This is a genomic window from Pseudomonas sp. PDM22 (assembly GCF_014851965.1).
Taxonomy (GTDB): domain Bacteria; phylum Pseudomonadota; class Gammaproteobacteria; order Pseudomonadales; family Pseudomonadaceae; genus Pseudomonas.
This window is the reverse complement of record NZ_JACVAR010000002.1, coordinates 359,767-373,213: the sequence shown is the minus strand read 5'-3', so window position 1 is coordinate 373,213 and position 13,447 is coordinate 359,767. Positions and strand designations below refer to the sequence as shown.

Genomic DNA, 13,447 nt, shown 5'->3' with positions numbered 1-13,447 from the left:
ATACTCTCCTCAGGCCGGGATCGCCACTTTGTCCAGCAACCGGTCGATCACCTGATCGGCACTCACACCGTCCGCCACGGCGTCATAGGACAGCAGCAGGCGATGGCGCAGCACCGGGTGCACCACGGCGCGCACGTCGTCGGGGGTGACGAAATCGTTGCCCGCCATCCAGGCGTGGGCGCGGGAAACCCGGTCGAGGCTGATGCCGCCACGGGGGCTGGCGCCCACCTTCAGCCAGCGCGCCAGGTCGGCATCGTAGTCGGCCGGGCGGCGGGTGGCGTTGATCAGGTCGATGAGATAGCGGTCGATGGCCTCGGAGACATGCACGTCGCCGACTTCCTTGCGCGCGGCAAACACCGCCTCTTGGGCCAGCGGCGTGATCGCTTCGGCCGCCGCGCCGGACTGCTGGCTGCGCTCCTCGGCGCGCACCAGCTGCAGCACGCGGGACTCGTCCTCGACCTTGGGATAGTCGATCAGCAGCTTCATCAGGAAGCGGTCCATCTGCGCCTCGGGCAGCGGGTAGGTGCCTTCCTGTTCGATGGGGTTCTGCGTCGCCAGCACCATGAACAGCCCCGGCATGCGGTGGGTCTGCCCGGCCACGGTGATCTGCCGTTCCTCCATGGCTTCGAGCAGCGCCGCCTGGACCTTGGCCGGCGCGCGGTTGATCTCGTCGGCGAGAATGACGTTGCCGAACAGCGGTCCAGGCTGGAATTTCAGCTGGTTGCCCTGCTCGGTCTGCTGGAGGATTTCCGCGCCGGTGATGTCCGAGGGCAGCAGGTCGGGGGTGAACTGCACGCGGCTCATGCGCGCGTCGAGATGCCGCGAGAGGGTCTTCACGGTGCGGGTCTTGGCCAGGCCAGGAAGGCTTTCCAGCAGCACATGACCATTGGCCAGGAGGCCCAGCAGGATATGCCGGACAGTGTCTTCCTGACCCAATACCTGCGCCGAAACGGCAGCTTCCAGACCTGCAATCTGTTCACGCATGGACACGGGTTTGTTCCTTGTTCCGTCGATTCGGATTCCTTGCCGATGGCGTGTTGGGGCCGAACGCTCCGCATACTGCCGTGCCACCGCATGCGGTATAACTGTAGCTCCTGTGTAACGCCGCGCCATGCTGGCACTTGTCGTGAAATGAGCAGAGAGCCACAAAAGAACAGCGCCACGAAGCTTGCACAACCCAAGGCAGCATCTAGGCTGGAGTACGTCACTGCGCAAGCCTCGGGGGAGCCCTGCGGTGCCGAGGAAGGGCGCCGCTGCGCAACGCTGATCAGCGTGTGCACCAATACGCTTTGGCAGAGGAAGCCCATGTCCAGATCGCCTGCATCCCACCGCTGCTCCCTCTCGGCCGCCATAGTTCTGTCCGCTTTGACGCTGGTCACAGCGCAGGCCCGTGCCGCCGACCTACTGATCTATGAGGCCGGTCAAGAAGGAGCTGGGCTATCTAACGCAGGCGCTGCCGCCCTCGCGCGCGATCCCAGTGTATTGATGAGCAACCCAGCCGGGATAGCCGAACTCAAAGGCACGCAGTTGAACGTCAACGCACAGCTGATCCTGGGGCATTATCAGTTCGCCCGAGACAGCGACAATCAGTTCGACGGCAACGAAGGCGGCAACGCACTCAAGTACCTGCCTGGCTCCAGCCTGTTCATCAGCCACCAGATCGACGAGCGCTCGGCCATCGGTTTCGGCATGTACGGCAACTTCGGCCTGCTGGCGGACTACGACGACGACTGGGCGGGCCGCTACTTCACCCAGGAAGCGACTTTGATCGGCGTGTCCTTCCAACCCACCATCGCCCACAAGTTCACCGACGACCTGACCATCGGCATTGGGCCGCGCCTAGTCTATGGCTACTACCGCACCGAGGTGGCGGTGAACAACAGCGTGCTAGGACTGGTGGACCGTCCCGACGGGCAGCTGCGCTACAAGGACACCGACCTCGCTGGCGGCGTGAACCTCGGCCTGCTCTACCAACTCGGGCCCCGCACCAAGCTGGGCCTGGCCTACACCAGCAAGGTGAAGTTCGAGTTCGAGGACAAGCCGGAGCTCAAGAACATCAACAATCCGCTGCTCAACCTAGCGCTCAACCGCGGCAACCTGGACTCGCTGGAGCTGGACATGGGCATCCCGCAGACCATCCTGTTGAGCGTGGCCCACGAGCTGGATGGGCAGTGGACGCTGCTCGGCAGCCTGGGCTGGCAGGACTGGAGCGACTTCGGCCAGGTGGGTGTTTCCGTGGATGGCGACCGTATCAGCGAGAGCACGACGGTCGACCGCGGCTACAAGGACTCCTGGAACATTTCCGCCGGCTTCCAGTACCAGTACACCCCGCGCCTGCGCTGGAGCTTCGGTCTGGGCTACGACTCCTCGATGATGGACGACGACGATCGCACAGCGGACAACCCGGCCGGGACGGTCTATCGCCTGTCCACCGGATTCAACTACGACTTGGGCGATGGCCTGGACGTACACGCCGCCTACACATTCATGTGGTTGGGCGACATGGATATCGAACAGACCAAGTCACGGAGCGGCCAGACACTGTCCGGAACCTACAAGGATGCCTACCTGCACGCGCTGGGCGGCGGCCTGACCTGGCGCTTCTAGAGTGCCAAGCAAGAGTTTTTCGCAAGCCAACCTCCCAGCAAGTCTTGAACCCAAGGAGCACTTCCATGAAGTTGAAGTCGTTAGCGGTCTCGCTGTGCCTCACATCCCTGGTACTGTCCGGCTGCGCGAGCAAATACGTGGCGCCCGAGCAGTACTCCGGCTTCCTCAAGGACTACAGCGTGCTCAAGGAAGACAAGTCGCCTTCCGGGGCCCCGGTGATGCGCTGGATCAAGCCCGGCGTCGATGTAAATCAGTTCACCAGCGTGTATGTCGAGCCCAGCCAGCTGTATCCGCAGCCACAGCCGACCGAGAAGATTCCGCAGAGCACCCTGGACGGCATCACCCAGTACTATGACCAGGTGCTAAAGACCCAGTTTGCCAAGGCGCTGCCCCTGGCGGACGGCCCTGGCCCGGGCGTGCTGGTCGTCCGTCCGGCGATCACCGCGGTGAGCGCCTCGACCAAGGGCCTGCAGCCTTATGAGGTGATTCCCATCGCCCTGGTCGCGGCGGGCGTCAGCGCCGCCACCGGTATCCGCGACCAGGACACCAGCATCGCCACCGAGGCCGCCTTCCTCAGCGGCAGCGACGGTACGGTCGTCGCCGAAGTAGTACGTAAGGGAGCCGGCACGGAGCTGGATAACTCCTCGCAGGTGATGACCGCCAACGATGCTAAGGCCGTGCTGGATGGCTGGGCGCGGGACATGCTCAAATCCTTTGAGCAACTCAAGCACAAGTGATGGATACGGCGCCCGACGGCGCCTTTTCCTCCAGCAGCCGGCATCCCCTGTACTGGAGAAGGCCATGGACAGAATTCGCGGAACGGCCCTACTGCAGTTCGGTGAGCTACTTGCGGAGCGAGGTGCGTCGTTACGAGATCAACTAGCGCCCCATCGTATAGGTCTGGATATCGTGGGCAATTATCGAAAGACGCTCTCCTATAAGTCCCTCGTACAGGTCTTTGAAGGAAGCGCAAGCGCCGTCCAGCTGCCCACGCTTGGCCTGGAACTGGCCACTCGTCAGGGTTCTACACTGCTGGGCCCGCTTCAGCACCTGGCCCGCACGGCCGCTACTGTCGGCGAAGCACTGATCGCGGTGTTGCGCTACATGAGTCTCTACAGCGCCTCTATCCATTACCGGCTAGAGCAGCGAGCCGGCGTGGTCATGCTGTACTTTGACAACGCCTTACCTTACAGCACAGAAATGCCCCAAATCGTCGAGAAATCCGTGCTGCATGGCCAGCTTATGATCACCGAATTGCTGGGCATTCCTTTCATCCCCAAAGCGGTATTGTTTCGCCACCAACCACTAAGCAGCCCGGACAGTTACCTGCACTATTTTGATTGTCCCATCCGGTTCGGCCAGGGGCACAATGCACTGGTGCTGCGTCCAAAAGATCTTAAGCAGCCCTGCATCCAGGCGGATGCGACGCTGCATGAAATCGTAAGGTTCTACCTTGATGCCCAATGTACGCCAGATAACAATCTCTATCTTCAACTCCAAGGGCATATCCAGACCCTATTACCAAGAGGTCGATGCTCGCTTGAGGAAGTGGCGCGGTTAATGAGTCTGCACTCAAGAACCTTGCAGCGCCGGTTAGCCAGCAGCGGCATGGACTTCGAGGTTCGCGTTGATTACTTTCGTCGGAAGCAGGCCGAGCAGCTACTGCAAAATACCAATCTGACTGTGGCGCAGATCGCAACAGAGCTGGGGTACCAACGCAGTACTTCCTTTTGCCGCGCACACCATCGCTGGTTTGGCATGACACCTATCGAGCATCGTCTGCAGTACCAACCTCGCTTCAAACCTTCGTCCAGTTAGGGAGCTATTGCTCCGGATTACCCCATTGCCGGTTGATGGGTTCAAGACGAGGATCTTTCGGTGCAACTCGCTGCAGGCGCTGCACGTAGCCCTTCGCCTGATCCAGTTGGCCTGCCGAGGTGTGCAGGTAGATCAGCGCGTAGAGCAGGTCGGGATCGTCGGGCGAGTTTTCCAGCCCCTTGGCCAGGGCGGCGGCCGCCTCGCCCGGGCGTCGCAGCTGGGCCAGCAACAGGCCCTGATTGTAGTGAACCCGGGCGTTACCTGGCAGCTCGTCTGCCGCGGTGGACATCCACTTGCTTCCCTCCTCCGGGTTGCCGTGTTCCACCAGCAAGAGCGCCAGCATGTAGGCCAGATTGCCATGGTCCGTCGCAGGCAGCCCGTCCAGGGCGAGCCCCTCGCGCAGCAACTGCTCGGCTTTTCCGCTCTGCTCAGAGCCGCTGTAGAGCGTCACCAGGTTCACCCGTGCCGGAATGAAGTGGGCGTCCAGGCGCAAGGCCTGCTGGTACTGCTCGATGGCCTGCGCTATCGCGCCCCGACGCTGGAGGAAGATGGCCAGGTTCAGACGTCCTCCGGGCAGGTCGGCATTGCTGCGCAAGCGCTTTTCATAGTCCGCCAACTGCTGGGAAAACGCCTCGCGACGCTCCAACGGAATCGATTCGAGCGGCACGTCGGCCAGGACCTTCACGGCCTCATCGCGCACGGCCAGGCTGGTGTCGTCCAGTTGTGCCAACAGCAGCCGCGCACGGGGATCGGGCGGCATCCGGGCGAAGCCGGGAATCGCGTAGGCACGCACCAGCGCACTGTCGTCATTGAGCGCCCAGCGCAAGGTCGCCAGACCCGGCTGGCCCAGTTCGACCAGTTGCTGCGCCGCGGTGGCGCGGACGATCGGCGGGCTGCCGATGTCGGCGATCACCGCACCCAGCAGGCTTACCGAGCCGGGGTCGCGCTGGCGCACGCCATGGAAGGCTTCGCCGTAGTGTTTCGGCCGTTTCGGCGAGCCGAACCAGCCTTCGATGGCCTTGGCGGCCCAGGCCGGCTTCTGGTCGCTGTGGCAGGCAGTGCAGGCATCCGGCGAGCCGGTCTGTTCGGCCAGGTCGGGGCGCGGCAGGCGGAAATCATGGTCGCGGCGCGGGTCGACCACCATATAGGTCTTGCTCGCCATGTGGCAATTGACGCACTGGGCGCCTGGCGAACCGGCCGGATGGTGATGGTGCTCGGGGCTGTCATAGTTCTTCGCCTGCAGCTTGGCAAAGCGCGTAACCGGAGGGTTGGCGTTGTGGCACTGGGTACACAGGCCGTTGCCCTCGATGCGCACCTGGCCGGTGTGCGGGTTGTGACAATCGGTGCAGGCGACGCCGGCCGCGTACATCTTGCTCTGGCTGAAGGAGCCGAACTCGTAGACCTCGCCGTCGATCTGCCCGTCGGCATGGTAGAGCCCGGCACGCAAGGTCGCCGGCAATGAAGTATCCAGCTGCGGATGGCCCGGTTGCTGGCCGACGCCCAGGGTCTGCCGACGACTGTGGCAGAAGGCGCACTGGCCCACCAGTTCCTGGCTGCTCAGCGCCTTGAGGTCGAACGGCAGGCCGATCTCCTTGGCCGAGGCATAGGCCTTGGTCGCGCTCCTGTTCTGCTTCGCCCAGTCGACATGAGCCTGGCCGGGGCCGTGGCAGCCCTGGCAGCCCACTGTTTTCTCCTGCCAGGTAGTGGCGAAGGCATCGGTCTTGTCCTCGTAGTGCTTCATCAGCCGGGTCGAGTGGCAATCGGCGCACATGGCGTTCCAGTTCTGGAAGCGCCCGGTCCAGTGCAGGGCGTCGTCCGGTGCGAAGCGCTGGCCGGGATAGAGCGAGAACCAGTGCTGCCCGCCAGCCTCTTTCGGGCGGCTGTCCCAGGCGATCGTCAGCGCCTGCAAGTGGCCATTGGGGAAGGCCACGAGGTACTGCTGCAGCGGGTAATGACCGAAGGTGTACTGGATCGGGAAGTCGCCGGGCTTGCCGTCGCGTCCTTCGGTGTGGACGAAGTAGCGACCGTCCTTCTCGTAGAAACGCGCGCTGACGCCGGCCTCCTCGAAGGTCTGGTCCGCAAAGTTGCCCAGCACGTTGCCCGCCGTGGCATCACGCATCGCCCACGCATGGTCGGATGTCTGCCACTGCTGGGACTGTTCCTGGTGGCAGCCCATGCAACTGGCGGCATCGGCATAGCCTTCGCGATCCTTGGCCAACCCTGGCTTGGCCGCTGAGGTCGCCGCCATCGAGGAGCCGCAACCCAACAACAGCAAAAGCAAAAGCATGTAGCGTTGCAGCACGCGGTTTCCTTACTCATCGGCCATGAGGGCTATGCGGTGTGACGGTATCAACCGCTGCGCTGTTTGGCATCACTGTCTGGTAAAAATGCATTCCATCACACAGCCAAAAAAGCGTGAACTGCAGCGGGCCACCTCGAGCGTCATTGTCTACGCTTTAGCGTGAAACCTCGCTCTCCCCCAACCGTGTGGGGTAGCAATAGACACCAAGGGCTGTCATGCCGGCGCGCCGCTGGTTCACTCGCAGTTCCTACAGCCAAGGACAAATCGATGCTCAATTACGTCGCCCTAGGCATCTTGATTGCCGTCGCACTCATCATCTTCTACGGGATCATCGTGATCCACGACATACCCTACGATATCGCCAAACACCGTAACCACCCACACCAGGACGCGATACATGTCGCCGGCTGGATTAGCCTATTCACCCTGCATGTGCTCTGGCCGTTCCTGTGGATCTGGGCGACGCTTTATCGTGAGGACCGCGGCTGGGGCATGGGCCAGGTGGAGCGTGGCGGTGGGCAGGAGTCAGAGCTGGCGGCGATCAAGGCCGAGCTGCTGGAGCTCAAGCGCACCTTGGCCGTCGCCCACATCACCGGCAATGACGCTGGGGAAAACTGACATGGAAACCCTGCTGCTACTGACCTACACCGCGATCTGCGTGGTGATTTTCAAGATATTCCGCATCCCGAAGAACAAGTGGACAGTACCCACCGCTGCCCTGGGCGGCGTCGTCCTGGTGGGTTGCCTGGTGTTCTTCATGAACTACAACCATCCCTACTCAGAGGTGCTGCGCAGCTATTTCATTAGCACGCCTATCTCGCCCAATGTAAGTGGGCAGGTGATCGATGTGCCTGTGCAACGCGATCACATTGTGAAGAAAGGCGACGTACTATTCCGCCTCGACTCGACGCCGTTTGAGAGCAAGGTCAAGTCGCTAGAAGCGCAGTTGGTCTCGGCCAAATCGGACGTTAACCGTGCCGCGGCCTTGGTCGAGCGGAACGTCGGCAACCGCCGTGACTTGGATCAGGCCACCGCGCGAGCCAATGACCTTGAGGCCCAACTGCTCGGTGCGCGCTACGACCTAGACAGCACCACAGTACGAGCACCGGCTGACGGCACGGTAACGCAACTCATTCTTCGCCCGGGCGTGCGCGCCACGCGCTTCGCTACAAGACCGTCGATGGTCTTCGTGCCCAGCGAGGACTACTTCTACGTCGCCTGGATGCGTCAGAATAGCCAGTTGCGTCTAGAGGCTGGAGCGGCCGCTGAGATTGCCTTTGACGGCCTTCCCGGGCAGGTCTTCCAGGCCAAGGTTCGGCGCGTGCTGCCGGTGATTGGCGAAGGGCAGATTCAGCCCGGCGGCAATCTAGTTTCGTTTACCGGCTCACCACCTCCCGGACGGGTGCCGGTGGTTCTCGACATCACTGACCCTGCCTTTGAGCCCTACCGCGCTGAATTGCCTGGCGGTGCCTTTGGCCAAGCGGCGGTATATAGCGAGCACGCCAAGGAACTGGCTGTGATGCGTAAAATTCTGCTGCGCATGTCATCTTGGCTTAACTACATCTATCCTTTCCACTGAGCGTGCAGTTCACCAAGGAAGACTAGGGCTCTATTCTAATCTTGCGAGATGGGAGTTTTAGCTACGAGCTTACATCCGCTTTTCCAGTGTCTGGCAGTAGAGGGGCGCGCTCGCGCGCTTTTGCTAATCGCTCATGAGGGTGAACTTAGTGTTCTGGAGCTCATGCACGCAATGACAATGATGCAGCCTCAGGTAAGCCGCCATTTGGCACACATGGTACGCTCTGATCTTCTCATATTCCAACGAAGAGGAACTTGGGTGCACTACAGGCTAAGCCCGAGTGCGCCCACGTGGGTTCAAGAGATCATTCAGAAGACACTGCAATCGAACAAAGTATGGCTTCACCCCTCTCTCGTGCGCCTGGCTGATATGCAAAGCAGGCCATCCCGCGCTTCCTCGCATTCACAGTTCGCTTTGGGTCTGTAGCTACCGATGTCCATGGTTCGTCTAACCAGAACGCCCCCTGATCCTTGACTCCTTCCACTCCCAATCCTCAGTCCCCATGAACTGCTCAGCTTGCTGCCGACTAGTCGATTACGACTGCATGCATACGGCCGTCGGTTAACTGGGAAAGCCACGGCTTCAGCTCGCCCGCAATTGGGACTCGAAGTCGGAGATCAGCTCCGGAAGGTCACAACCCATGACCTTGCATAGATCACGAATCTGAATGATGTCCAAGCGGCGAATACCCCGCTCCACATCACTCATGAAGGATTGAGGTCGTCCTAAGGCGGTGGAGCAGGCCTCCTGGGTTAGTCCTGCCTCCAAACGGCGTCGCTTCAGGACTGCGAGGAACACGCTGTACTCCTCCCGATAAATCGCTTTGGTCATAGGTGCCGGCCGTGATTGGTCAGCCCAGCAACCTATATCTGGTTTTCAAATATCTGATTTTCAGATATTTTGCATGCTAGCACTGTGCCTTAAAGTGCAGCCTGGACGAGATGAAGCCTCTGGGGAAGCGTCTTCCCCAGTGTCGCAGGTAACAGTTCCCCACAGGCTAAGTGGACTCACAAAATCATAAGGACGCATAAGTGCATCTAAGAAAAGTTGGTGTTTTGACAGCAGCAATTCTCTTGACTGGCTGTGGTGACAAAAGCGAGAAGCACGCAGAGCAAGCCGCCGAGCCAAAAACCGGTGTAATGGCCCAAATTGAAGCCATGAATGCCAAAACAGCTGCAGAGCGTGCCGCCAGGGGCGAACAGAAGCAGGAAAGTGACGCTCCGACCTTCCAGAGCCTCCCTGCTCCGCCACAGCTCATTGATGAATCTGAATACACCAAGATCGAAAATGGCAGCCAGTTGCTGTATCTCTATAACGCGCACTCTGATCAACCCGAAGATGTACAAGCGTTCATAGATAGTTTCGGTTCTTCTTTGTTCATACCGAACAGCGGAAGTCTGAGCGGCGATAAAGATATCGACAGCCTGTTACGCCAGTATGGCAACACTCATGACAAATTCAGACAGAAAGACATTGCACAACAAATCGAGCCACTCATTAAAGCCAACTATGAAAATTACAAAAAAATTCGCTACGTTAAAATTGATCTTCCAGAAAATAATGGCTACAGCCTAAAGAGCTACGACTTCGACAAAAAGGCATTCCCATTCGACTACTCTCCTTTCAACGCATACCACTACGTCACCCAGGCTGAACGCAAAAAAGCAATTATGGGTGGCACTATGCCCGAACGCCGTGGCTGGATTGGCTGGAGCAACAACCGTAATTACCACTTAAACTTCAACAACGGCATGCAGTTTAAGTACTTATCAGTCGTGAATGAAGACAAGGCGCGTCAACTCGAATCCTACATCTCTGAAAACAAGCCACTTACGATTACCGTTTATGGATACTTAGATAGCCTCCAAAATGGCTACGATTCAAAGAAGGATGGATCTCGCATAGCGGTGATTAAGATAAATAGATTAATCATCACATCAGGCAAAAACTCGAACAATATCCTGCTATCGCTAAATTCAGAGCACTGAACAAAAATCAAGAGAAACCTATCTAACAAGATATGATCTGGAAACTCCCTATGCTGAAAAAAATTCTAATGACCGTGACAGTTCCAACAATTCTTGTAGGATGCGCGGGAGCTCCTCTGGGTTTGGACATGGGACAGAAGCCAATGGCGGGCCTCTGGAAGGGAAGCTACTTGTGCCCTAACCTAAAGCTGACGCGTCAGGACATTGTGATGAACCTAAAAGATGGGAATATTCCCGGAACTTTCAATGGGATTATTGAAAACACCTTTTATTATGGCGGCCAGAAAAACTTCATGAAGTACACCGTAGTGGGCTCTACGATTGCAAGCCATGTTGAGATCAAGGGTAAGCAGATATTGCAAACCACCCGCGGTGATTTCACCATGGGGCCGATTAGCGGCGACATGCCTGACAGCAACACAATCATGGCTGTTGGGTGTGGCAGACTGCACACTCTGAAGAGAGTTTCTGAAAGTGAGCAGACAGCTCAACGCTAACTCAAAAATCTGGATTCTAGAAGGGGCCACGCGCCCCTTCTTTATTATTTACTTCAACGAAGTACTACTCGGTGACTAGGAGCAGTTGGATACAGACGAACCATGGTCAGCCTCCAACTCCCGCCTGGAAAATCATCGAATACTACAGCCCAACACCAGCGCAATGAGAATTATCAAGATAATCTTGAGTGATAGGAAATATACATCAAAGTTCCTATTGAACACCGCTGCCCATTCCTTCCCTTTTTCGCCCCCGTAAAAACTCTTATAGAAAGGACATCTACTTGGAATTTCCCATACTGAAACGTGCTCTGATTGTCTCCACCATATCTATAACCCTGGTTGGCTGCGCAGGCGCACCGCTCGGACTCGATATGGGTCAAAAACCCATGGCCGGAACCTGGAAAGGTGACTTCGTATGCCCGCCGTCCCGTATGAGCATGCAGTCCTTCACCCTTACCCTTCAAGATGGCGGAATTCCGGGCGCGGTTAACGGCATCGTTGAGAACCATCTAGTGTGGGCTGGCCAACCGCAATACCTTAAGTACACCGTGGTCGGTTCCAACGTCGCTGGTCACGTAGTCCTCAAGCCCAAGCAATTGATCAAGCGCAGCCGTGACGACTTCGAGATGGGTTACCTAGAAGGCGACCTAGCAGATGCCGACACCATCCATTTCAAAGTCTGCGGCCGTGAGCACACACTGACGCGCCTATCCGCGCCAAAGCAGACTGTACAGCGCTGATAACTCGACTGCTTTCTCTAGGGGCCTATGGCCCCTAGTTGATGTTGCTAAGAGCATCGATCGTCGGCTGCTTCGGGAGGACCGCAACCGGCCAGAAGCGGGCACCCGCGGACGGAATGATCAAGCCGACTCGCTTCCCCCGCCTTAACTATCAGGGAGAGAGACGTATCACACCCGATAACTGCGGTGCGCTAACTAACGGTGTCAGTAAACAAAGGGTTATTAGTGATTACTCAAATGAAACTCTGGAACTCTTGCATGAGAAAATCGATGAAAACTCGCGTCTTGGCAGGCAGGTGCGATCGAGAGGTATAAACCAGATTTATTTCCAGTAATGGTAGTTCCCAGTCGGACAAAACCGTGGTTAAGCGACCCGTCACCAGGTCATCGTGAATCACGTAGACAGGCTGCGCTAGGACTCCCATGTGCTGAAGTGCAGCAGCGCGTAGGAGATAACCATCGTTGGACTCGAAAGCGGGCTTGGTGGGAATCCTGACTGACTCTTCGCCTCGTTGAAATGTCATTTCATACGGAGAGTCCGCATATGTGTAGAGCAGTAATGGATGTCCGGAAAGCTCAGTAGGGTGGCGAGGGAAGCCATGGATCTTCAAGTACTCGGGCGATGCTGCCAATACGCGTTTTGTTTTCGACAACTGGCGAACGATCAAGCTTGTATCTGCTTCACTCCCTCTTGTGCGAATGGCGACATCGATATTGTCGTCGATTATGTCGTAATAGCGATTCTCCGCCACAACATCTAGGCGCACATCAGGATATAGCTGATTGAATTTCGGAATCAAAGGAATGATATGCTTCAGGCATAACGATAACGAGCCAGTGACTCGCAACACTCCCACTGGATGACTTTTACTTGCGGCAACTGCATCTACTGCGCCACTCATGGTGGAAAGAGAACATTTGGCTTTTTCGTAAAATTTCTTGCCGATCTCGGTCACAAAAAGGCGTCGTGTATTGCGCTCTATCAACCTTACTCCGAGTCGGTCCTCCAGCGCTGCCATGTGACGACTTGCCGCGGCATTCGAAAGCCCCAGCGCCTCTGCGGCCTTGCTGAGGCTACCCAACTCAGCAGTCTTTACAAAAACCTCGTATTCGGTCCAGCGATCCATATGCATTTCTCCAGTTCACGAAAATATGATTTCCAGAATTAAGCTTTTTCATCGAATTGACCCTAGGCACTATAGCAAAATCCTTTGCAGTGAAGACTGTCTGAACTGAAGGCTGAATGGTGGATTTATAAATGATCGACATTATGGGTGTAGTGAGGAACTACTTCAAATTTTGTATTGATGGCAAGGACGTGGAGCGAGTTTCTGAATTTTTTTCAGATAATGTCATTATTCATAGACCAGATTGCGCCGCCCCCATCGTGGGTATCGAGCCTTTCAAAGCAGCCTTGAGATTGAATGTAACCGAGCGGTACGAGGCTATCCATACGACGTTCTACAAGGAAGTAGTAACATCGGACACCGTTGTCGTGGCATTAACGCATGAGGCTAAAGGGTCCAATACTTGGCACGGATTCGACGTGAAAGGTAAGGATGTAACCTGGACAGCGCTAACGTATTTTCGCTTTGGCGATGACGGAAAAATAGTCGAAGAGATTGTCGAGCGTAACGAACTGGCTATGGCCAAACAGCTAGGAATTATTGATTATAGATAATTAATTGCTTTCCCAAGCTGAACGATTAGAACAGGCACCGAGCACCTCCAGCAGAACTTTTTAAGCTACTTGGCTAGACCGCCTCGAAGCGGGCAGGCAGTAGCGGCTGTTGTGTGCTCGTCGCCGGCCGCTGCTGTTTAACCATCTTTCGTCACGATCGGGCTTACTGACGTCCGTTTTGGGTCGGTAGCGGCCGGTGACCATGGTTGGTCCTAGATGGACGAACCATGGT

General features: G+C 57.4%; 14 protein-coding genes. 10 read left to right on the top strand and 4 right to left on the bottom strand.

Annotated elements, in window-relative coordinates:
• Positions 1-9 precede the first annotated feature (9 nt).
• Positions 10-984 (bottom strand): AAA family ATPase, encoded by a 975-nt coding sequence (locus tag IB255_RS07385; protein WP_192209971.1) that lies wholly within the window; start codon positions 982-984, stop codon positions 10-12.
• 321 nt (positions 985-1,305) lie between these two features.
• On the opposite strand from IB255_RS07385, the gene IB255_RS07380 reads away from it, so the two are divergent.
• The 3 genes from IB255_RS07380 to IB255_RS07370 all read left to right on the top strand — a co-directional run bounded on the left by IB255_RS07380 (position 1,306) and on the right by IB255_RS07370 (position 4,425).
• A complete protein-coding gene (locus IB255_RS07380; protein ID WP_192209970.1) occupies positions 1,306-2,607 on the top strand; it encodes an OmpP1/FadL family transporter in 1,302 nt (433 codons plus the stop codon).
• Positions 2,608-2,672: 65 nt separating this feature from the next.
• Positions 2,673-3,344, top strand: coding sequence for a DUF3313 domain-containing protein (locus tag IB255_RS07375; protein WP_192209969.1), 672 nt, complete (start codon positions 2,673-2,675; stop codon positions 3,342-3,344).
• Positions 3,345-3,408: 64 nt separating this feature from the next.
• A complete protein-coding gene (locus IB255_RS07370; RefSeq protein ID WP_192209968.1) occupies positions 3,409-4,425 on the top strand; it encodes an AraC family transcriptional regulator in 1,017 nt (338 codons plus the stop codon).
• A 4-nt stretch (positions 4,426-4,429) separates the two neighbouring features.
• On the opposite strand, the gene IB255_RS07365 is transcribed toward IB255_RS07370, so the two are convergent.
• Positions 4,430-6,673 carry a tetratricopeptide repeat protein gene (locus tag IB255_RS07365; protein ID WP_225594766.1) on the bottom strand — a complete coding sequence of 748 codons (2,244 nt, stop codon included), beginning with the start codon at positions 6,671-6,673 and terminating at the stop codon, positions 4,430-4,432.
• Between the two features lie 321 nt (positions 6,674-6,994).
• On the opposite strand from IB255_RS07365, the gene IB255_RS07360 reads away from it, so the two are divergent.
• From IB255_RS07360 to IB255_RS07350, 3 genes are read left to right on the top strand one after another with little or no spacing between them, the layout of a single operon-like run.
• Positions 6,995-7,345 carry a DUF3302 domain-containing protein gene (locus IB255_RS07360; RefSeq protein WP_192209967.1) on the top strand — a complete coding sequence of 117 codons (351 nt, stop codon included), beginning with the start codon at positions 6,995-6,997 and terminating at the stop codon, positions 7,343-7,345.
• Between the two features lies 1 nt (position 7,346).
• Entirely contained in the window at positions 7,347-8,306 is a 960-nt protein-coding gene (locus IB255_RS07355) for an HlyD family secretion protein (protein WP_192209966.1), read from the top strand.
• A 48-nt stretch (positions 8,307-8,354) separates the two neighbouring features.
• Positions 8,355-8,732: a metalloregulator ArsR/SmtB family transcription factor gene (locus IB255_RS07350; RefSeq protein ID WP_192209965.1), complete on the top strand. Its 378-nt coding sequence runs from the start codon at positions 8,355-8,357 to the stop codon at positions 8,730-8,732.
• A 156-nt stretch (positions 8,733-8,888) separates the two neighbouring features.
• Here the strand turns inward: IB255_RS07350 and IB255_RS07345 are convergent, their stop codons facing one another.
• Positions 8,889-9,137, bottom strand: a complete 249-nt coding sequence (locus tag IB255_RS07345; protein ID WP_192209964.1) for a helix-turn-helix domain-containing protein — start codon at positions 9,135-9,137, stop codon at positions 8,889-8,891.
• A gap of 200 nt (positions 9,138-9,337) precedes the next feature.
• On the opposite strand from IB255_RS07345, the gene IB255_RS07340 reads away from it, so the two are divergent.
• The 3 genes from IB255_RS07340 to IB255_RS07330 all read left to right on the top strand — a co-directional run bounded on the left by IB255_RS07340 (position 9,338) and on the right by IB255_RS07330 (position 11,534).
• Positions 9,338-10,294 (top strand): hypothetical protein, encoded by a 957-nt coding sequence (locus tag IB255_RS07340; protein ID WP_192209963.1) that lies wholly within the window; start codon positions 9,338-9,340, stop codon positions 10,292-10,294.
• A gap of 50 nt (positions 10,295-10,344) precedes the next feature.
• The gene (locus tag IB255_RS07335; protein ID WP_192209962.1) at positions 10,345-10,791 is read left to right on the top strand and encodes a hypothetical protein; all 447 of its coding nucleotides are present in this window, start codon (positions 10,345-10,347) and stop codon (positions 10,789-10,791) included.
• Positions 10,792-11,075: 284 nt separating this feature from the next.
• Positions 11,076-11,534 (top strand): hypothetical protein, encoded by a 459-nt coding sequence (locus tag IB255_RS07330; RefSeq protein WP_192209961.1) that lies wholly within the window; start codon positions 11,076-11,078, stop codon positions 11,532-11,534.
• A gap of 233 nt (positions 11,535-11,767) precedes the next feature.
• Here IB255_RS07330 and IB255_RS07325 read toward each other — a convergent pair whose 3' ends face one another.
• On the bottom strand, positions 11,768-12,661 hold the full coding sequence (locus tag IB255_RS07325; RefSeq protein ID WP_192209960.1) for a LysR family transcriptional regulator: 894 nt from the start codon (positions 12,659-12,661) through the stop codon (positions 11,768-11,770).
• A gap of 131 nt (positions 12,662-12,792) precedes the next feature.
• Here IB255_RS07325 and IB255_RS07320 point away from each other — a divergent pair, with 131 nt between their 5' ends.
• Positions 12,793-13,215: an ester cyclase gene (locus IB255_RS07320; protein WP_073700333.1), complete on the top strand. Its 423-nt coding sequence runs from the start codon at positions 12,793-12,795 to the stop codon at positions 13,213-13,215.
• The last annotated feature ends 232 nt before the right edge of the window (positions 13,216-13,447 follow it).